The organism is Pseudomonas sp. B21-019 (assembly GCF_024749225.1).
Classification (GTDB): domain Bacteria; phylum Pseudomonadota; class Gammaproteobacteria; order Pseudomonadales; family Pseudomonadaceae; genus Aquipseudomonas.
In genome coordinates, this window is sequence record NZ_CP087193.1 from 3,050,771 (window position 1) to 3,070,500 (window position 19,730).

Annotated in this window: 15 protein-coding genes; 1 reads left to right on the plus strand and 14 read right to left on the minus strand. The window is 59.8% G+C overall.

Features of this window, described 5'->3' with window-relative positions:
- Nucleotides 1–111: 111 nt before the first annotated feature.
- From LOY36_RS13710 to LOY36_RS13775, 14 genes are all read right to left on the minus strand, one after another.
- Nucleotides 112–1,734 carry a glycosyltransferase family 39 protein gene (locus tag LOY36_RS13710; protein ID WP_258674035.1) on the minus strand — a complete coding sequence of 541 codons (1,623 nt, stop codon included), beginning with the start codon at nucleotides 1,732–1,734 and terminating at the stop codon, nucleotides 112–114.
- Nucleotides 1,707–3,086, minus strand: a complete 1,380-nt coding sequence (locus LOY36_RS13715) for a UDP-glucose/GDP-mannose dehydrogenase family protein (RefSeq protein WP_258674036.1) — start codon at nucleotides 3,084–3,086, stop codon at nucleotides 1,707–1,709. The genes LOY36_RS13710 and LOY36_RS13715 overlap by 28 nt, the downstream gene beginning before the upstream one ends.
- On the minus strand, nucleotides 3,083–3,496 hold the full coding sequence (gene arnF / locus LOY36_RS13720; RefSeq protein WP_258674037.1) for a 4-amino-4-deoxy-L-arabinose-phosphoundecaprenol flippase subunit ArnF: 414 nt from the start codon (nucleotides 3,494–3,496) through the stop codon (nucleotides 3,083–3,085). The genes LOY36_RS13715 and arnF overlap by 4 nt, the downstream gene beginning before the upstream one ends.
- Nucleotides 3,493–3,837 (minus strand): 4-amino-4-deoxy-L-arabinose-phosphoundecaprenol flippase subunit ArnE, encoded by a 345-nt coding sequence (arnE, locus tag LOY36_RS13725; RefSeq protein ID WP_018925830.1) that lies wholly within the window; start codon nucleotides 3,835–3,837, stop codon nucleotides 3,493–3,495. The genes arnF and arnE overlap by 4 nt, the downstream gene beginning before the upstream one ends.
- The gene (arnT, locus tag LOY36_RS13730) at nucleotides 3,834–5,489 is read right to left on the minus strand and encodes a lipid IV(A) 4-amino-4-deoxy-L-arabinosyltransferase (RefSeq protein WP_258674038.1); all 1,656 of its coding nucleotides are present in this window, start codon (nucleotides 5,487–5,489) and stop codon (nucleotides 3,834–3,836) included. The genes arnE and arnT overlap by 4 nt, the downstream gene beginning before the upstream one ends.
- Nucleotides 5,486–6,370, minus strand: coding sequence for a 4-deoxy-4-formamido-L-arabinose-phosphoundecaprenol deformylase (gene arnD, locus LOY36_RS13735; protein WP_258674039.1), 885 nt, complete (start codon nucleotides 6,368–6,370; stop codon nucleotides 5,486–5,488). Before arnD ends, arnT begins: the two co-directional genes overlap by 4 nt.
- The gene (gene arnA, locus LOY36_RS13740) at nucleotides 6,370–8,364 is read right to left on the minus strand and encodes a bifunctional UDP-4-amino-4-deoxy-L-arabinose formyltransferase/UDP-glucuronic acid oxidase ArnA (protein WP_258674040.1); all 1,995 of its coding nucleotides are present in this window, start codon (nucleotides 8,362–8,364) and stop codon (nucleotides 6,370–6,372) included. Before arnA ends, arnD begins: the two co-directional genes overlap by 1 nt.
- Nucleotides 8,361–9,380 (minus strand): undecaprenyl-phosphate 4-deoxy-4-formamido-L-arabinose transferase, encoded by a 1,020-nt coding sequence (gene arnC / locus LOY36_RS13745; RefSeq protein ID WP_258614310.1) that lies wholly within the window; start codon nucleotides 9,378–9,380, stop codon nucleotides 8,361–8,363. The genes arnA and arnC overlap by 4 nt, the downstream gene beginning before the upstream one ends.
- The gene (gene arnB, locus LOY36_RS13750; RefSeq protein WP_258674041.1) at nucleotides 9,377–10,525 is read right to left on the minus strand and encodes a UDP-4-amino-4-deoxy-L-arabinose aminotransferase; all 1,149 of its coding nucleotides are present in this window, start codon (nucleotides 10,523–10,525) and stop codon (nucleotides 9,377–9,379) included. The genes arnC and arnB overlap by 4 nt, the downstream gene beginning before the upstream one ends.
- Nucleotides 10,526–10,941: 416 nt before the next feature.
- Nucleotides 10,942–12,012, minus strand: coding sequence for an ABC transporter ATP-binding protein (locus LOY36_RS13755; protein WP_258674042.1), 1,071 nt, complete (start codon nucleotides 12,010–12,012; stop codon nucleotides 10,942–10,944).
- Nucleotides 12,009–13,610, minus strand: a complete 1,602-nt coding sequence (locus LOY36_RS13760) for an iron ABC transporter permease (RefSeq protein WP_258674043.1) — start codon at nucleotides 13,608–13,610, stop codon at nucleotides 12,009–12,011. The genes LOY36_RS13755 and LOY36_RS13760 overlap by 4 nt, the downstream gene beginning before the upstream one ends.
- Complete coding sequence (locus LOY36_RS13765; protein WP_258674044.1) at nucleotides 13,611–14,627, minus strand: iron ABC transporter substrate-binding protein; 1,017 nt, start codon at nucleotides 14,625–14,627, stop codon at nucleotides 13,611–13,613.
- 264 nt (nucleotides 14,628–14,891) lie between these two features.
- Nucleotides 14,892–16,307: a HAMP domain-containing sensor histidine kinase gene (locus LOY36_RS13770; RefSeq protein ID WP_258674045.1), complete on the minus strand. Its 1,416-nt coding sequence runs from the start codon at nucleotides 16,305–16,307 to the stop codon at nucleotides 14,892–14,894.
- On the minus strand, nucleotides 16,297–16,962 hold the full coding sequence (locus tag LOY36_RS13775) for a response regulator transcription factor (RefSeq protein WP_258674046.1): 666 nt from the start codon (nucleotides 16,960–16,962) through the stop codon (nucleotides 16,297–16,299). The genes LOY36_RS13770 and LOY36_RS13775 overlap by 11 nt, the downstream gene beginning before the upstream one ends.
- Before the next feature lie 188 nt (nucleotides 16,963–17,150).
- On the opposite strand from LOY36_RS13775, the gene secF reads away from it, so the two are divergent.
- On the plus strand, nucleotides 17,151–19,724 hold the full coding sequence (gene secF / locus LOY36_RS13780) for a protein translocase subunit SecF (RefSeq protein ID WP_258674048.1): 2,574 nt from the start codon (nucleotides 17,151–17,153) through the stop codon (nucleotides 19,722–19,724).
- Nucleotides 19,725–19,730: the final 6 nt, after the last annotated feature.

Here is a 19,730-nt window from a genome sequence, read left to right on the forward strand (position 1 = left end):
AGTAACTAACGGACAATACATGGATACGCAGGAGCTACTGCAGGCTGCGATCTTTGATCTTGCTCTTCAGCAACATCGAAACCATCAAAAGATCGCAGCCTACGGCAGTTCCTACAAGGGCGGCGTGTGCAGCAATACGAAATCGTTTTTATCGAAACGTCCGCTCAATACCGGTGGCTGGGCCCCCAGCGGAGTGCCTTGCAAGGCGTTGTAGTCGTTTCGGTCCATCATCAGCCAGGCCGGCCCCGAGAGGGCTTCCAGTTCCTGAATCGATTCGGTGAACACCGGTTGAAAGTCCTGCTCGATATTGACCATGAACTTGATCGCCTTGGCGTCTTTGCCCATGCCGTGCAGCACCAACGGCGCCGGGGCTTTTTGAATCTCTGCGAACGCGGCTCGGCTGAAGGCTTGCGTGTCGTAAAGCTGACGTTCGACCGGTTCATATACCAGGATATAAACCGACCACAGCGCCAGGACTGCGCAACAGGCCAGCACCTCGGCTCGCCAGCGAGCGCGAAACCAAGCCGCCAGCGTGATGACTTGCAGAGCCGCAAGCACGATCAATACCGGCACAAAGGCAGGAGGTTGTGCTGGCAGACGCCGCTGAATGATCAGCAATGCGACAATCAACACCCCCGGTATCACCAACCACAGCCCTTGCATCAAACCCCGCAACCAACCGAATACCCGACCTTGCGCCACCTGAAACGGGTACGCCGCAATGATCGCTGCCATGGGCAGCATCGGCAGCAGGTAACGGGCCTTTTTCGCCTGGGGAATCGATAAGCCAATCATCACGATCAACCCGGCCGCCGTGCAGTATTGCAACAAGCGTAATGCCGGACCTGCCTGCCGTGGATTCGTCAGCCAGACCGCGGCCAATACCAGCAGTGCCAATGGATAAGCGAGCGCATAGTTGCCAAACGAAGCGGTGAAGTAATACAGCGAACCACTGACGCCTTCACTGCCGTCCATGCGCCCCATGAACTGCATGCGCACCACGTCATGCATGAAGGCCGTTCCACCACTGGCTTCGGCCAGCCACAGGAGTGCGCCAACGCATACCACCAACAACACCGCCGCCAACAGGCCAAAACCGAACAACCGTGACCATTGGCGATTGAGCAGGTAGTAGCTGCACAGCATACCGGTGGGGATCACCAGCCCGATCGGCCCGCGAATCCCGAAGCCCAACAGCAGCAGCACAAAAATCAGCGGCCACCGACGGGGCATCGCGAAATGATCGGCGGCGTACCCAAGGTAGAACACCGAAAAGGCCACGGCCGCCAGCATCAGGTCCTGGGACACGGCACGGGTTTCAGTGACAAATGTACTGGTGAGCAACAGCAACGCGATGCTTAGCAGCGCCCAGCGTGTGGAGCAGGGCGCGACCAACCGGTACATCAACGTGACGATCACCGCGGCGCCGATGGCGCTCGGCAACCACGCGGTGAGGCTATTGACCTGACCGAACGGCAGGGACAGCAGCCAGACAAACACCGTAGACAGCGCCGAGTAATCGGCATAGGGCTGGCCATAGGTGGTCGGGAAAAACGACGGCCCGTGGCGCAGCATCTCCTGGGCGAACAGCACGAACCGCGAATCGAAACCGATTGCTGTTTGCTGATAGACCCCCGCGATGAACAGCATGAACGTCAGCAGCCCGAACCCTAAGGACTGCCGACGAATGCCGGGCGATAGCGTACTCACGCGACGACTGAGGCCGATGGCCATTGCTGAAGGGGAATTGGCAATTTGCGGGATTCACCTCGGCCCATCGGGAAGTACAGGAAGCCGCTGCGGGCCAGGCGCTCTGCGTCGTACAGGTTACGTCCGTCGAAAATCACCGGTGCATTCAGGCGTTGCTGGATCAGGTCGAAGTCCGGCGCCTTGAACTGCTGCCATTCGGTGCAGATGATCAATGCATCGGCGCCCGAAAGGACTGATTCCGGCGTGCCCATGAGCATCAGCTTCGGTTCGTCAGGATAAAGCTGTTGGGTTTCCTGCATGGCTTCCGGGTCGAACGCCCGTACATTGGCCCCCGCAGCCCACAGCGACTCCAGTAGCACCCGGCTCGGCGCATCGCGCATGTCATCGGTGTTGGGCTTGAAGGCCAGGCCCCAAACGGCGAAGGTCTTGTCGCGCAAATCACCCTTGTAGAACGCGTTGATGCGTTCGAACAATTTGTGTTTTTGCCGCTCGTTGATGGCTTCCACCGCTTGCAGCAGGTCGCTGTTGCAATGGGCTTCTTCGGCGCTGTGGATCAGAGCGCGCATGTCCTTGGGGAAACACGAGCCGCCGTACCCGCAGCCAGGGTAGATGAAGTGGTAACCGATGCGCGAGTCGGCACCGATGCCCAGCCGTACCGATTCGATGTCGGCCCCCAGGTGTTCGGCCAGTTCGGCGATCTGGTTGATGAAGCTGATTTTGGTCGCCAGCATGCAGTTGGCGGCGTATTTGGTCAGTTCGGCGCTGCGCAGGTCCATGAACATGACGCGGTCATGGTTGCGGTTGAACGGTGCATAGAGGTCGCGCATCACGTCGCGCACTTCATCGCCTTCACAGCCGATGATGATGCGGTCCGGGCGCCGGCAATCGGCCACGGCCGAACCTTCTTTCAAAAACTCCGGGTTGGAAACGATATCGAACTGCAGCTGACGGCCGGCCTTGAGCAGGTACTGGTCGATATGGGCGCGCAGCGTATCGCCGGTGCCCACCGGCACCGTGGATTTTTCCACCAGGATCACCGGTTGTTCACGATGACGCGCGACCGCTTCACCCACGGATAACACGTATTGCAGATCCGCCGAACCATCCTCCCGGGATGGCGTGCCGACGGCGATGAACAGCACCTGGCCATGTTGCACCGCGAACTTTTCGTCCGAGGTGAAGTGCAGCCGCTTGGCATCCAGGCTTTCACGCACCAGGCTGGCCAGCCCCGGCTCGAAGATGCTGACGTGGCCTTGTTGCAGCAACGCAACTTTTTTCTCGTCAATGTCCATGCACACTACGTCATGGCCGACTTCAGCCAGGACGGCGGCTTGCACCAGACCAACGTAACCGCTACCAAATACACTGATTTTCATGATGCACTCCTAAGTTCGGGCGCGCGAGCAGGTCGAGAATTAATAGTAATGACCCCCAGGATGACCAGCGCCACTCCCAGGGTTTTTGAAAGACTGAAGGATTCGTTGAACAGCGGCAGGCTGGCGGCCAGCACATACACCAGCGCGTAGCTGATGCTCAGCAGCGAATAGGCCCGACCCAGCGGCACATCCCGCAGGGCGGCGAGCCAGGTGAGCATCGACACGGTATAGGCGAGGATGGCGGACAGCACGACAATCACAGCGGGCATATCGACGCTGCCGCTGCTCAAGGCCGCTAACCACTGTTCGGGATGTGGCAATCGAGTCATGCTCCAGCGCATGCCCAACTGCGCGGCGGTGCCCAGCACTACGCTGCCCATGGCGAAGGCGATTCCGCGACGCAGGCTCATGCGTGTTGCCCCAGCAACGCCACGCCACCAATCACCAGCGCCACGCCCAACCAGTGACGGCGGTCGATGACTTCGTGAAAGACGAAACGGGCGACCAGTGTGATCAGCACGAAATTCAGGCTGAGCATGGGATAGGCGATACCGACTTCGAGGCGCTGCAACACCAGCAGCCAGACCAGCAAACCCAGCCCCAGAGAGGCGAGCGCCAGCCACAGCCAGGGCGAACGCAGTTTCTCGCCCCAGCCCGAGGTCTTGCCACGCCAGCTTTCCACGGCGTACTTCTGGGCGATCTGGCCAAGGCAAGTCAGCAGGCAGGCGGTCAGTAGCAGCAACAGGCTCATGACGCATCCCGAGGGAAGATCAGGATCACCAGGTTGCCTTGTTCATAACGTTTGCCATCCTTGGGCAGCAGTTCGATTTCTTGCAGTTCGTCATCCCCTTTGACCCGCATCACCACGCCGACCGAACCACTCTGACGCGCTTCGCGCATCCACTGTTGCACGTGCTCGAGATCGACCCGCTGCTGCATTGCATCTGGATCAGGGTAGTCGAGGCCGTATTTCAATTCGCCTATCGTGTTGTACAACGCCACCTCCGGGCGTTTCAAGCGCCAGGCCAGCGCCGAGGCAGCGCCCAGGTCGTTGCTCAACAGTTTGTCGGTTTGCGCCAGCTCCGGGGCGTGCTGGAGGATGAACTGGTCGGGCATCTTGTTCGCCACCACCGAATCCGGCATGCCGGCCGGCAGCACGCCGATCAGCAGCAAACTGCCAAAAGCCGGTGCCGCCCAGCATTGCAAGGGACGGAAGGCCTGCAGCAGGTTGGCCATGATCCAGCCGATCAACCCGATGAACACCAATACCAGGTTGTGCAGTTCGTGGGTGTACAGCGGTTTTTTCAGTTGCAGATAAACCAGCGTAATCAGGACGATCAGGCCCAGCGTCATGTTCAGCAGGCCATTGATCCCCAGCACCCGACCTTGTTCCAGCTTCAGTCGGTCCGCCAGGGCATGGCCCAGCAACAACGCCAGAGGCAGCAGGCAGGGCATGATGTAGGTCGGCAGCTTGCCGTTGCTCAGGCTGAAAAACAGCAAGGGCATCAGCAACCACAGCAGCAGGAAAGCGATGTTGGCCTGACGCCGGGTCTGCCAGGCCTGTTTCAGCGCCGATGGCAGCAACGCCGCCCATGGCAGGCTGAACGCCACCAGCAGCGGCAGGTAGAACCACCATGGCGCATCGTGTTGTGCGTCATCCCCGGCGAAGCGGCGAATGTGTTCGTGCCAGAAGAAGAACCGCCAGTAATCGGGTTCCTGCGTGTGCACCGCCAAGGCCCACGGCAGGCTCACCGCGATGGCCACGACAATCGCCACTGGGCCGTAAGTCAGCAGTTCCCGCCAGCGTTTCTGCCAGAGCACCCAGGGCAGGGCGATCAATACCGGCAACGCCCAGGCGAGGAAGCCCTTGGTCATGAAACCCATGCCGCAGGCCAGACCCAGTACTGTCCAGCCGAGTAGACGCTGGCCACGGCTGGTGCTGTCCAGCGCAAACCACAAAGCCACCAGGCTCAGGTTTACCCAGAAGGTGAATTGCGGATCGAGGTTGGCGTAGCCGGCTTGCCCGGCGATGATCGCAAAACTCATGTACAGCAGCGCGCAGGCAAAACTCTTGCGCGGCTCGTTCCACAGCCGGTGAGCGATCAGGTAGCACAGCAACACGCTCAGCCCGGTGCTCAGCACCGAGGCGATACGCACGCCAAACAGATTGTCGCCAAACATCGCTTGGCCGATGGCAATCATCCAGTAGCCCGCGATGGGTTTTTCGAAGTAACGCAGGCTCATGAAGTGCGGCGACACCCAGTTACCGCTCAGGAGCATGTCCTGGCTGATCTGGGCGTAACGGGTTTCGTCGGGAATCCATAGGCCGTGGGTGCCCAGTGGCAACAAGTACGCCAGCAGCAGAACGACCAGTAATAACGGCAATGCCCAAGGTTTGCTCATGCGCCTTGAACCCCTAGCCATCCTTCGCGACCCTCAAGGGTGCCGCGTACAACCCGGCCCTTCGGCAAGATGACGGGGGCGTCGGGTAGCAAATTGCCCAAGGGTTGGAAATGAATATCACGTTGGCGAGCATCGGCCAGTAATTGGCGAAAATCGTTGGCCATCAGAATCCCTTCTACTTCGGCATGGACAGTGTAGACATTGAGTTTTTGCGGGGAGAACCGCTCAAGAATAAAGGTGTTGAAGTCTTTGGCTGCGACGGTGGGGCCGACCACTTCGTCGAAGGTCGGCAGGTCCACCGGAATCTGCGGTGCGCCCAGACTACCATTGGTCAGGATTGGCTGGAACAGGTGCTGGCCTCGACAATCGCTGTTGTAGCGAAAGCCGAAACCTTGCTTGGCTTCGATCACACGCTCGTCCGCCCGCCAACCGGCGGATGCCGAGCATTCGACTTTTTGACCGAGGATGTCACTGAGGCTATCGACGCCACGGCGAATTTGCTCGATCAGTTGCGCCTGGCTCCAGCGTCCGGCATTGGCCTGCCAGCCGTGGTGATCCCAGGCGTGCAGGCCGACTTCATGCCCGGCCGCCTGGGCCTGACGCATCAGGTGCCCAAGGTCGCGACCGATCGGTTTGCCCGGCCACGCAGTGCCGGCCAACAAAATATCCCAGCCATACAGGCCGGCAGCGTTGGAACGAAGCATCTTCCAGAGAAACTGCGGACGGATAAGGCGCCACAAGTGGCGCCCCATGTTGTCTGGCCCGACGCTGAAGAAAAACGTCGCCTTGACCTGTGCTTCATCGAGTATTTCGAGTAACCGCGGCACCCCTTCACGGGTGCCTCGGTAGGTGTCGACATCGATTCGAAGGCCTGCCTGCATCAACGTTTTTTGTCCGCGATTTCGAGCATGGCCTCGCGCAGGAAGAAGTCCAGCGTGTTGCCGATGGTTTCCTTCATCTCCACGGTGGGTGCCCAGTCAAGCAGACGCTTGGCGTTGGCGATGCTCGGTTTGCGGTGAGACACGTCCTGATAGCCAGTGCCGTAGAAAGCCTTGCTTTCGATATCGCGGAAACCGGCGAATGGCGGGAAGTTGTCGCGCAACGGGTGAGCTTCGAACTGACGCAGCAGTTCTTCGCCCAGCTGACGAATGCTGGCTTCGTTGTCCGGGTTGCCGATGTTGATGATCTGGCCGTTGCAGACATCGTTGTCGTTGTCGATGATCCGCGCCAGGGCTTCGACGCCATCGGCGATGTCGGTGAAGCAGCGTTTTTGTTCGCCGCCGTCGAAGAGGCGAATTGGCGTGCCTTCCACCAGGTTCAGGATCAACTGGGTGATGGCCCGGGAGCTGCCGATACGCGCCGAGTCCAGACGGTCCAGGCGTGGGCCCATCCAGTTGAAAGGGCGGAACAGGGTGAAGTTCAGGCCTTTCTGGCCGTAAGCCCAGATCACTCGGTCAAGCAGCTGCTTGGAGATCGAGTAGATCCAGCGTTGCTTGTTGATCGGCCCAACCACCAGGTTAGAGCTGTCTTCGTCGAAGTTGGCGTCCTGGCACATGCCATAGACTTCGGAGGTCGACGGGAAGATCACGCGCTTGTTGTATTTGACGCAGTAGCGAACCAGCTTCAGGTTCTCTTCGAAGTCCAGTTCGAATACACGCAGCGGATTGCGGGTGTATTCGATCGGCGTGGCGATCGCCACCAGCGGCAGGACCACGTCGCATTTCTTGATGTGGTACTCGATCCACTCCGAGTGGATGCTGATATCGCCTTCGACGAAGTGGAAGTTAGGATGGCTGCGCAGGCGCTCGATGGCGTCCGAGCCGATGTCCAGGCCGTACACTTCATAGCGGTCGTCACGCAGCAGGCGCTCGGACAGGTGATTGCCGATGAAGCCGTTGACGCCAAGGATCAGCACGCGGGTGCGACGCGGTGCACGGCCCGATTCGGCGCCACGCAGCACAGAACCGTCGACCAGCCCCAGTTCATTGGCCAGTTGTGGGCCGCTGAGGTACAGGCCGTTGTCGTTGCGTTGGCCGGCGTTGATCACCAGCGAGTCTTCGCCGCAGGCGATTCGCAGCGGATCGACGCTGATAACCCGGCCTGGTGCCTGGCCTTCGTTGCCCTTGACGACATCCGCGCTCCAGACAATCAACTTGTGCTCGCCCACGGCACAGAACGCGCCCGGGTAAGGTTGGGTCACGGCGCGGACCAGATTGAACAGTTCTTCGGCCGGTTTGCTCCAGACCAGTTTGCCGTCCGCCGGGGTGCGACGGCCAAACACTGTGGCTTTGGATTCGTCCTGTGGGGTTTCGCTGATTTTGCCCTGAAGCAATGCAGGCAAGGTGTCGCGCAGCAGATCGCTGGCGGCCTGGCGCAATTTGGCGTGCAGGGTCAGCGCGGTGTCGGCGCGCTCGATCGCTACCCGCTCCTGGGCAATGATGGCGCCGGCATCGGCACGTTTGACCATGCGGTGCAGGGTCACGCCGGTCTCGGTTTCACCGTTGACCAGTACCCAGTTCGCCGGTGCGCGGCCACGGTAGCGAGGCAGCAACGAACCGTGCAGGTTGAAGGCGCCTTTGCTGGCCGTGGCCAACAGTGGTTCGCTCAGCAGGTTGCGGTAGTAGAACGAAAACAGGTACTCGGGGTTGAGTTTGTTGATGCGCTCGATCCACAGCGGGTGGTTGGCGTCTTCCGGGGCGTGCACCGGGATGCCTTTACGGGCGCACAGTTGCGCAACCGAGCCATAGAACGCATTTTCCTTCGGGTCATCGGGATGGGTGAACACGGCTGCAATCTCGAAACCGCTGGCAAGCAGGGATTCGATGCCGGCACAGCCAATATCGTGATAAGCGAAGACAACAGCTTTTGCACTCATGAGAGAACCTGATCTGAAGAAGTGGAAGTGAGACCGTCAACGGTGACAACGGGGGCAGGAGCAGAAGGGGTGCTACGTAAAACTTTTTCGATAAAGAACCGTGGACGTGCCCGGACATCGCTGTACATGCGGCCCAGGTACTCGCCCAGCAGGCCCATGCCAATGAATTGCCCACCGGTGAAAACGAACAATACGGCGAACAGGACGAACGTACCGCCGCCCGCCCAACCGGCGCCGAAAGCCATGCGCAGCACAATCAGCGCGATGGCGAACAGCACGCCGAGGCCGGCCATGCCGAAGCCGACGATGCTCAGCAATCGCAGGGGCGTGGTGGTCATGCAGGTGATCAGGTCGAACATCAGGTTGATCAGGCGCATCGGGCTGTATTTGGATTCGCCGTGTTCACGCTCGGCGTGGGTCACCAGAATTTCCGTGGTGTGCCGGGCGAAGCTGTTGGCCAGGATCGGGATGAACGTGCTGCGTTCGCGGCAGGCGAGCATGGCGTCGACGATGGTGCGGCGGTAGGCGCGCAGCATGCAGCCGTAGTCGCTCATGGCAACACCGGTGGAGCGCTGCACGGCAAGGTTGATCAGCTTCGACGGCCAGCGACGCAAGGCCGAGTCCTGACGGTTGTTGCGCACCGTGGCGACTACGTCATAGCCCAGTTCGGCCTGGGCCACCAGCCGCGGGATTTCTTCAGGCGGGTTTTGCAGGTCGGCGTCGAGGGTGATCACCACGTCGCCCTTGCATTGTTCGAACCCTGCCATGATCGCCGCGTGCTGGCCGTAGTTGCGGTTGAGAATGACCGCCACCACCGGGCTGCCGTCGAGACTGGCCGCGTCCTCGAGGATTTGCGCCGAGTTGTCGCGGCTGCCGTCGTCGACCAGCACAATTTCGTAGTCATGATGCAGTTGCTGGCACGCCGCTTCGGTGCGCCGGAGCAACTCAGGCAGGCTGTCTTCCTCGTTATAGACCGGGATGACGATTGATACGCAACGGATCGGATAAGGTTTCACAGGCTTCTGTCCAGTGTTTTTTCAATGGCGCCGACGACACGATCGACATCATCGCTGGTCATGTCGGGGAACAACGGGATCGAACACAGCCGCGCCGAGTTCCATTCGGTGTTGGGCAGGTAGATGTTGGGGAAACGCTGCCGGTAGTAAGTGTGCAGGTGGGTGGCGATGAAGTGAATACCGGTGCCGATGTTCTGTTCCTGCAACGCCTTCATGAACGCCTCGCGATCCAGCCCGCAACGTTCGGCGTCGATGCGCAGGATGAACAGATGCCAGGCGTGCTGTTGCGCATGGGCCGGAATGGCCAGCGGTTGCACCGGCAGGCCTTCAAGGCGTTGCAGGTAGGTCTGGGCCAGCTCTGTGCGTTTGGCGTTGATCGCGTCCAGGCGTTCCAGTTGCACCAGGGCGATGGCGGCATTGATGTCGGCCAGGTTGTACTTGAAGCCGGGTTCGATCACCTGGGCCTGGGGTTTGCGGCCGTGGGTGAGGCGGTCGTAGGCGTCGACGCCCAGGCCATGGAACTTGAGCATGCGTACCCGATTGGCCAGGGCTTCATCGTCGCTGACGAACATCGCGCCCTCGGCGCAGGTCATGTTCTTGATCGCGTGGAACGAGAAGATCGCCGTGCCTTGGGCGCCGACATGCCGACCTTTATAGAAAGTGCCCGCCGCGTGAGCCGCGTCTTCGATGACGGTGATGCCATGTTTGTCGGCCAGAGCGTAGAGCGGATCGAGGTCGAATGCCGCACCGGCGTAATGCACCGGAATGATTGCCTTGGTGCGAGGCGTGATCGCAGCTTCGATGCTCGCCACGTCGCTCATCAACGTGTCGCGGTCAACGTCGACGAAAACCGGCGTCGCACCGAGCAGGCAGATCATGTTGGCGGTGGACACCCAGGTCTGCGACGGAGTGATGACTTCGTCGCCGGGACCGATACCCAAGGCCAATAAAGTAATGTGCATGCCACCGGTGGCCGAGGACAATGCGACGGCATGCCGACAGCCGACATAGTTGGCGAAGTGTTCTTCCAGTTGCTGGTTTTTCGGCCCGGTAGTGATCCAGCCAGAGCGCAGTACTTGCTCTACCGCAGCAATTTCTTCATCGCCGATACTCGGGCGAGAGAAGGGGAGAAACGCCTGACTCATGGGCACCTCGGAACTGAAAAAAAATTAGACTATCAGGCTTGAACGTTGGATCCAACATCAGCGTAGACGCTAAAACAAACGCTGCATCAAACAGTTGCCAGTAATTTGTGACAAATTACATCGGTTGACTTTGCTTGTCATGCCCAGCGGATTGGACGCCATCAAGACGCCATCTCCGGTCCGTTGAGGGTAAGCGCGATTTTGTGAAAGGAACATGAAAAACCGGTAGGTGATTCGTTTTATTTCAAGCCCATACAGGCACTGTTCAGACTTCTACCGGCTCATCGCACTTTTTGTAGGGAAAGGCGTCCAGAAGTGTCCGCCTTGATGGACTTGCGCTGCATTGCTTAGTTGTTTTTTTTTCAATTGTTATATTCGGGGCGATTTCGTTTCTTACCCGTTACCGATTCAAAACCTTAAGGTTCGCTCAGTACATGAGCATGGCCGATGGTCGACACATGAACCTCGCTGCCAGCGGGTGGCGCGTGCATGCCGGAGCTGCGCACCAGCAATGAACGACCCGGACGCTCATCAGCGCTAAACGTCTGCAATTCCACGGTCAATGTGCAGGTATTACCGCCGAAGTCGCATTCGGTGACCACGCCGCGACAGCCGTCCTGTTGCGCCAGTCCGTGGGGCGCGCTGATCAGCTGAAGTTGCTCGGGGCGCAGCATGATTTGCGCTGATCGGTTGTTTCTGTGGTTGTTGACCGGTATGCGACCCAGATCGCAATGAGCCCAACCCGCTTCGATTCTGGCCGGCATGACCACGGCATCCCCGAGAAACAGGGCTGTTTGTTCATCGGAGGGATAGCGGTAAAGGTCCAGCGGATGTCCGGATTGCACTAGCCGGCCCTGACGCATCACCGCCAACTGATCGGCGAATGACAACGCTTCACTTTGATCGTGAGTCACCAGAATGGTCGTGACACCGGCGTCAGCCAGAAGCCTTGCGACCAATTTGCGCATGGCGGCGCGCAAACCGGTATCGAGTGCCGAAAACGGCTCGTCCAGCAACATCAGCCGTGGTTGTTGCGCCAGGGCCCGGGCCAGCGCGACACGCTGTTGCTGGCCGCCGGAGAGTTCATGCGGCCAACGATTGGCCATGCTCGAGTCCAGTGCCACGCTGTCCATCAACTCGGCGACACGTTCCTGTTTGGCAACGCCCTTGGCCGCCAGCCCGAAACCGATGTTGGCGGCTACGGTCATGTGCGGGAACAGTGCACCATCCTGCGGAACATAGCCGATCAAGCGTTGATGCGCGGGTACCTCGCGGGTGCCGTCGACCAGCGTCTGACCATTGAGCGCAAGGCTGCCCGAGTCCGGGAACTCGAAACCGGCGATCATTCGCAGCAAGGTGGTCTTGCCCGAACCGGACGGGCCGACGATCACCGTACGGCTTCCCGTCGGCACCGACAGGCTGATGTTCTCCAGGGCTCGTTGAGAACCGTAGGACTTGCAGATCGAGTGGAGTTCAAGAGCGTTCATCGGCCAGCCGTGCGTTTGGATTGATGGTAAAGAAGTCCGGTTAACGGAAGCGACAGCAGAATCATGAGCAAGGCATAGGGCGCCGCGGCGGCATAGTCGATTTCACTGGTCATTGCCCAGAAACCGGTGGCCAGGGTGCGCGTGCCATTGGGGGCTAGCAGCAGGGTGGCGGTCAACTCATTGCTGACCGCCAGAAACACCAGCGCAGCGCCAGCGGCAGCACCGGGTGCGGCCAGACGCAGAGTGATCAGCCACAACGCCCGACCAGGCGAACGGCCGAGGCTGCGCGCCATGTTCTCCAGTTCCACCGGCGCCTGGGCGATACCTGCGCGCAAACTCACCAGGGCGCGGGGCAAAAACATCAGTAAATACGCCAGCAGCACCGTGATGGTGGTCTGGTAAATCGGCCGGGCAAAATGAATCGTCAGCGTTACCAGCGCCAGCGCAACGACAATCCCCGGCAACGCGCTGGTAATGTAGTTGCAGCTTTCCAGCACACGTTGCAACGGGCCCGGTGAGCGAATCGACAGCCAGGCGATCGGGATGGCCGCGCATGTGGTAATGAGCGCACCGGCGGCCCCGAGCATCAGCGTCTGCTCCAGCGCCGGCAACAGTTCGCTCAGGTTCCAGACTTGCGCGCCACCGGCGATCAGCCACTTGCCAAGGGTGATCAACGGCACACCGAGTGCCAGCACACAGGTCATGCCTTGCAGCGTGAGCGCGAGCAGGGTGGTGCGCAACTTCAAGCGCACGATCCTTTGTTCGCGCGCGCTTCCCGACCCGACCCGGGCGTAGCGCGCCGTGCCGCGAGCAGCCGACTCGGCCGTCAGCATGGCGAGGCAGCAGAGCGCGAGGACGCCGGCCAGCATATTGGCGGCAGGCCCGTTGAAGGTGGACTTGAACTGATCGAAGATGGCCGTGGTGAAGGTGTCGAAGCGAATCATCGCGTACAGACCGTACTCGGCCAGCAGGTGCAGCCCCACCAGCAAGGCACCGCCGCAGATGGCCAGGCGCAACTGCGGCAGCACCACGCGAAAGAACACTGCCCAGGGCTTGAGCCCCAACGACTCGGAGACATCTTCGATGGCCGGATCGAGCCGACGCAAAGTCGCCGCTATCGGCAGGTAAAGAAACGGGAAATAGGCGATGACCGAAACCAGAACGCCGGCAAACAGCCCATGAATCGGCGGCACCAGACTGACCCAGGCATAGCTGTGCACGAATGCCGGCACCGCCAGCGGCGCCGTCGCCAACAGCGACCACCAGCGCCGCCCCGGCAAGTTGGTGCGTTCCGTCAACCAGGCCAGCGCCAGCCCTAGTGCGATGCACAAGGGAATGGTGAGCACCACCAGCAGCACGGTGTTGATCAGCAACTCGCCGACGCGTGGGCGCCATACCAGCGTCACCAGCGTCGCCCAGCCAGTCTGCACCGATACGCCGATCACGAAAGCAATCGGCAGTAACGCCAGTAACGACATCAGCACCGACAGACTAATCACCCAGGCGCCGCCGCGGCCTGCGAAGAGGCCGCGAGAGCGTGCGCGCAAGTGTGCAGAGGACGCCGCAGCGACCTCTGCCGGTAGCGTTTCAGGAAGCAATTAGAGCAACCCGGCCTGGGTCATCAGCTCAACCGCCTTTTTGCTGTCGAGTTTCGAGACGTCGACAGTCGGAGCGTCGAGTTGCTGCAGCGGCACCAGTTTCGGATTGGACTCTGCATTCTTGCCCACGGCGTATTCAAACGAGTTGCCGTTCTTGAGGATCGCCTGGCCGTCTTTGCCGGTAATCCATTTCAGGAATGCCTGGGCCTGTTCCTTGTGTTGACTGGAGGCCAGGACGCCGCCGCCGGACAGGCTGACAAAGGCACCTGGATCCTTGTGTTTGAAGTAGTTCAGCGAGGTGTTCTTGCTGTTCTCGCCGGTCTTGGACTGATCGACGAAGCTGTAATAGTGATAGATCACACCGCTGTCGATCTGACCGGCATTGACCGCTTTGAGCACGGCGCTGTTGCCCCGGTAGGCGGTGAAGTTGGTTTTCATGGCTTTCAGCCAGTCGAGGGTCGCGGCTTCACCCTTGAGTTCCAATACAGCTGCGACGATGGCCTGGAAGTCGGCGCCTGCTGGCGAAGCAGCCCAGCGGCCTTTCCAGTTCGGTGCGGCGAGGTCCATCAGCGATTTTGGCAAGTCTGCTTCAGACAGCTTGCTCGGGTTGTAGACGAACACCGTGGAGCGCGCGGCAATCCCTACCCATTTGCCATGCGCCGGACGATAGGCCGCGCCCACTTGTTCCAGCGTGCTCGGCGCAACCGGTGCAAACAGCCCCGCGTTGTCGACCAACACCATCGCCGGGGAGTTTTCGGTCAGGAACACGTCGGCCGGGGAGGCTGCACCTTCCTGCACGAGCTGATTGCCCATCTCGGTGTCGTCGCCATTGCGCACGGTCACTTTGATACCGGTTTCCTTGGTGAAGCCTTCGATCCAGGCTTTGGTCAGGCTTTCGTGTTGAGCGTTGTAGACCACGATACCGTCAGCCTGCGCAGCGGCATACACATGACCGGCGCTGAGTAAAGCAGTGGTCAGCAATGCGTTTTTAAGGAACGAGGGGATGCGGGAAATCATTCTGTCGACGGCTCCTGTTTTTTTAGTCAACACGCGCGGATTCATTATTGGAACAATGCGAATCATTTGCATGTTTGAGTCGCCGCGAATGTAGAGCGCCAAATGAGAAAAAAACGTCAAAAAATCGTAAATAGATGTCATTTCACTGTCGGCGGAAAACTTGAGCCGACACGGTGGTGGGCAACTTTCAAACGATATCTTCGATCGGAGTGTGGCCTTGGGCCTCTTGGCTGAACTTTGGCCTGGTCTGAGGTGACGCGGGGCTCAAGGCTTATAACGCATCATGGCAATGGTCACGCGCGTCCCTGTCTGCGGCGTACTTTGAACCGTCAGATGTCCACCCAGTCTTTCGACAATCCGCTTGCAGTGGGCAAATCCAAGTCCGAACGACGATGGTTGCGACCGTGCGGCGTCGGCACGGAAAAACACTTGCCCCAATTGCCGGACTTCTTGTGCGGACATGCCTGCACCGTTATCGGTGATCCGGATGATCAAACCGCCACCCGGTGGTTCGTCCAGCCTGACGTCGACGGCGCCGCCGGCCGGGGTGTACTTGATGGCGTTGTCCAGCAGGTTGCCAAACACCACTTCCCACTGTTCCGGTCCTCCGGCGACTTGGGCCTGATAATCCTCCAGCAGATGCAGGGAGAGACTGAGACCTTTGAGTTCGGCGGCCTTGCGCCAACGCTCAACGGCATTGAGCGCATTGTCATTCAACCCGCTTGCCTGCCCGGCAATCTCGGTGGTGCCCTCCAGTTGCGCAAGGTCCAACAGGCCGAGAGACAGGCGCTTGAGCACCTGCATTTCGGCCAGCACATCACGACAGGTCTGGGCGTAATCTTCGGCGTGCCGTGGCCGCGCCAGAATGACCTCCAGCGCAGAGGTCACGGCAGCAATCGGCGTCTTCAGTTCATGGGAGGCGTTGGCGATAAACAGCCGTTGATGTTCCAGCACCTCCTGAACCGCCGCTTCCATTTGCGCGTAGCTGTCGAACAGCAGTTTTTCTTCCGCCGAGTGCGCCTCGAATACCACCCGGCGGGTGAATTCCGGCGGCTTCAAGGTGCGCAGTTGTCGAGCGAAATGGCGAAGGTTGCGGGTGGAGAGCGACACCACGATAAAACTGCCAAGCGTCGTCAACAGCAATATCCCTATCGCGGCCAGCGCCACCACCCGTTTGAAGGCGTCGACCGCATTGAGCACCGGTTGCGCGTTGGTGGCCACCAGCAGCCTGGCTTTCAGCGGGCCTTCGGGGCCGGCGCGCTCAAGGTCGCCCATCTGTGCGATCCATTTCTCGTGACCGACATCGAACAGGAACGTCTCTTCGTCGCCCGCGCGAACCTGACTCATGGCCTCGCGAAGCGCTTTGCGCATTGACGGCGTTGGCCCCCAGGACTCTTGCAGCATCTCGCCCGATATCGATGACAAATCAAAATACAGGTCGTGATCGTGATCCAGTTCCGAGGCGAATTCACCCTGGCGCTGATAGACCAACTGTGCGTTTTCGACGCTGATCAGCGACTCGATGACGTCCGACTGGGTATCAAGATGGTGCCGCAGTTCATCGAGCCGGGTGGTTTGCACCCAATGACTCAGCCACACATAGCCGACGAGCAACACACACGCCTGAACCACGAACAGCGTGAGTGCGATTTTGATGTTCAGTGCCAGGTTACGCCACACGAAGGATCAACCCTTTGCCGCGAACGGTTTCAATCTCGACGTCGGCCCCAGCCAACTTGCGTCGCAGGCGATTGAGCAGCACGTCCAGGCTGTTGCTGTCCGGCTCGCTGTCGAAAGGGTAGAGCAGACCCAGCAACACCGTGCGGGTCTGCAATTGATTCGCCTTGCCGGCCAGTGCCACCAGCAGATCGTATTCCATGCCCGTGAGCTCCAGCGGACGGTCGCCGATGCTGACCCGCAAGGTGTCGAGTTCGATGTTCAGATTGCCCAGTGTCAGCGATTTCGAGCCACGGGCGATCGAGCGTCGATAGAGGGCATTGAGCCGCGACACCAGCTCGATCATTTCGAAAGGTTTGGTCAGATAATCGTCGGCGCCGCGATCCAGGCCCTGCACCCGATCCACCACCTCGCTTCTGGCCGTGACCATGATCACAGGCACTTCGTTGCCCTTGCCGCGCAGCACGTTGAGTACGTCCAGACCCGATATCTGCGGCAGCATCCAGTCCAGCACCAACACGTCATACTCACTGGCATCGGCATAGTACAAGGCCTCTTTTCCGTCCCTGGCCAGATCCACTACCCAGCCTGCTTCCTCAAGCCCGCGCTTGATGCTGTTACCCAGCAGGGCATTGTCTTCGGCCACCAGAACCTTCATCGCTCGCTTCCTGATCAGGCATCGCAGGCGTGCATTCATTGCATGTCCGGCACGCGCTGGCAAGCCGTCGCACAGCCATACGACTTCGTTAACAAGCGGTTCACTTTCGCTTCTTTAGACTGCCCGGCAGTGGTGAACAAGCCCTTGGGCTTCGATTCGCTTTTCAGTCCCTTATCTGGATTTCTTCCATGAGCCTTTCCAGTCGACGCTTGTCGTTCATCCTCCTGACGGGGCTTCTGGCCTGTCTGGTGGCCGCGACATTTTCCAGCCTGGCCACTCATGTGCGCTTCGGGCTGGAATTTCGCGGTGGTTACGAGATTTATTACGTTGTGAATCCGGCACCGGGCAAAACCCTGCTCGCCAAGGATGACCTGTTGCAGACGGTCGCGATCCTGAGTAAACGCGCCGACAGCATCGGTATTACCGAGCCGGACATCCGGGTCGAGGGCGCCAACCATATTCGGGTGAAACTGGCAGGCCTGACGTCCGCCGAAGAATCACGCTCGCTGCTCGGAAGTTCGCAGGGGTTGCCCACGCAGCTGACTGAGAAATACACCCAGACCGTCGGCAGCGTACTCGGCAAAACCGCGCTGGCGGAAACCGTTCAGGCTGGTTTGATCGGCATCGCCTGTATTTTCCTGTTGCTGGTGGGGCTGTACCGCACCGCCGGTTTGATCGCCGCGTTTTGTACGCTGGTCTACCTGTGGCTATTGCTGATTGTGTTCACCGCCTCGGGTGCCACCTTGTCGCTGTCGGCGGTGGTGGCGTTTGTGCTGGGTATAGGCATGGCGGCGGATGCGAGCATCATTTGCCTGGAACGTATTCGCGAGGAAATCGACCTTGGCCGGTCTCTGCGCGAAGCCGTGGATAACGGTTTCAAAGGCTCGCTGCCGACGATACGTGATGCAAACCTGGTGACCGCGCTGGCGATGATTGCCTTGTTCGCGGCCGGCATCGGACCGATTCAAGGATTTGCGCTGACCATGCTGGTGAGCATCGTGATCAGTGTCGCCACTAACTTCTTGCTGATTCGCCAGCTGATGCTGTGGCTGGTCGATACCCAGTGGGTCAACCAGTGCTGGTTGATTGGCAAGGGCAAGCCGCGCGCCACCAAGGCGCGCCGTTTCAACTTCGTGGGCCTGGGTAAAACGGCGATTGTGGTCTCGTTGCTGACCATCGTTTCCGGCTCGCTGTATTACCGCGCTCACGGCCTGAACCTGGACATCGATTTTACCGCCGGCACTGCGCTGGACATCGACGTCGACCGTGCGATCACTCAGGAAACCGCCACGCAAATCATGACCGGGGCGGGCACCATCCCGGCCACCGTGGCCGTGGGCGGTGCACAGAATCAGCACATCGCCGTACGCTTCGATGAAGTGCTCAAGCCCGCTGATCTTAAGCAGATCATTACTGCGTTCAAGGGTAAGTATCAGACCGTAGAGTATGAGGAAAACACCGCAGACCCGGGCGTTGCACGGGATTTTGCCACTCGGGCCATTTATGCGGTGATTGCGGCATTCGCCAGCATCGCGATCTATATCGGCCTGCGTTTCTCCTGGGCCATCGCCTTGGCAACCTTGCTGCCGATCGTTCAGGACATCCTCATCGTTTCGGCGATCTTCTCGCTGTTCAAGTTCGAGATCGACGTCACTTACATCGCGGCATTGCTGACGATCATCGGCTATTCACTGAACGACAAGATCGTGATCTTCGGACGCATTGTCGAAAACGTGAAAAAGTCCCCGCCGGTGGATGCGCTGGCCTTGTGGAGCCTGATCAACCTGAGCATCAGCCAGACCCTGAGGCGTTCGCTGTACACCGTGCTGACAGTGGTGATGGCGTCGACCTGCCTGTATCTGTTTGCCTGCGAACCGTTGCAGATGTTCTCGCTGGCTCTGGTGCTGGGTCTGATATCCGGCGCGGTGTCGTCGATTTTCATGTCCAGCGCTATCTGGCTGACGCTTTCTCGGCGAAGCTTTCGGGTGGCGAAGGTTGGTTCAACATTGAACCTCAGCCCCAAGCGTGTCCCGCATCTGGCGTCCACGCCGTTCCTGGGGGCGCTGCTGTTCGTCTGCACGGTCGGCGTCGGTGGGTGGTTCTGGGTGCCGGCTCAGGCAACGGCCGGTAAAACGACGGTGAGCGCCTCGACGGTGACCGGTTCCCTTGGCGATTTGTCGAGTTTCCGGAAGATTACCGTAGACACTGCCCGTTTAGTGGACGCCGGCGACCTGAAGGCAGCCAAGGCTCGCATCACCGATCTGGAAACCGCCTGGGATCAGGCCGAAGAAACCTTGCAGCCGAAGGCGCCGGCATCCTGGACGTCGGTCGACAAATCGATCGACCGTGCGCTGTCCCAATTGCGCTCCGGCAAACCGGACCCGAAAGCCTGTGCCGACGCCCTGAAAACCCTGCTGGCCAAGCTTGATAGCCAGCAGAGCAGTGCCGCCATTCCTGTAGCGGCACCTTCCGCGGGGTCGATGGGCGACTTGTCCTACCTGAAGGTCATCATTACCGACACCGAAAAACTGCTCGGCAGTGGCGACATGAAAGGCGCACGGGCCAGGATCACCGACCTGGAAAGCACTTGGGACCAAAACGAGGAAAAGCTGCGACCGATTGATCCTGAAGGCTGGACCTCCATCGACAAGTCCCTGGACCGGGCGTTGAAGCAAGTCAGAACCGGGTCGCCGGATCTGGCGGCGTGTACCGAGGCACTGAGCAACCTGGCGACAAAGATCGACAGCAAAAGCGTGCACTGACATTTA

Bases quoted from the DNA above. Each gene is read 5' to 3' on its own strand.
- arnT (WP_258674038.1), bottom strand. From the start codon at position 5,489: ATGAGCAAACCTTGGGCATTGCCGTTATTACTGGTCGTTCTGCTGCTG.
- arnA (WP_258674040.1), bottom strand. From the start codon at position 8,364: ATGAGTGCAAAAGCTGTTGTCTTCGCTTATCACGATATTGGCTGTGCC.
- arnE (WP_018925830.1), bottom strand. From the start codon at position 3,837: ATGAGCCTGTTGCTGCTACTGACCGCCTGCCTGCTGACTTGCCTTGGC.
- secF (WP_258674048.1), top strand. From the start codon at position 17,151: ATGAGCCTTTCCAGTCGACGCTTGTCGTTCATCCTCCTGACGGGGCTT.
- arnB (WP_258674041.1), bottom strand. From the start codon at position 10,525: ATGAGTCAGGCGTTTCTCCCCTTCTCTCGCCCGAGTATCGGCGATGAA.
- LOY36_RS13755 (WP_258674042.1), bottom strand. From the start codon at position 12,012: ATGAACGCTCTTGAACTCCACTCGATCTGCAAGTCCTACGGTTCTCAA.
- LOY36_RS13710 (WP_258674035.1), bottom strand. From the start codon at position 1,734: ATGGCCATCGGCCTCAGTCGTCGCGTGAGTACGCTATCGCCCGGCATT.
- LOY36_RS13775 (WP_258674046.1), bottom strand. From the start codon at position 16,962: ATGAAGGTTCTGGTGGCCGAAGACAATGCCCTGCTGGGTAACAGCATC.
- LOY36_RS13765 (WP_258674044.1), bottom strand. From the start codon at position 14,627: ATGATTTCCCGCATCCCCTCGTTCCTTAAAAACGCATTGCTGACCACT.
- LOY36_RS13715 (WP_258674036.1), bottom strand. From the start codon at position 3,086: ATGAAAATCAGTGTATTTGGTAGCGGTTACGTTGGTCTGGTGCAAGCC.
- arnF (WP_258674037.1), bottom strand. From the start codon at position 3,496: ATGAGCCTGCGTCGCGGAATCGCCTTCGCCATGGGCAGCGTAGTGCTG.
- arnD (WP_258674039.1), bottom strand. From the start codon at position 6,370: ATGCAGGCAGGCCTTCGAATCGATGTCGACACCTACCGAGGCACCCGT.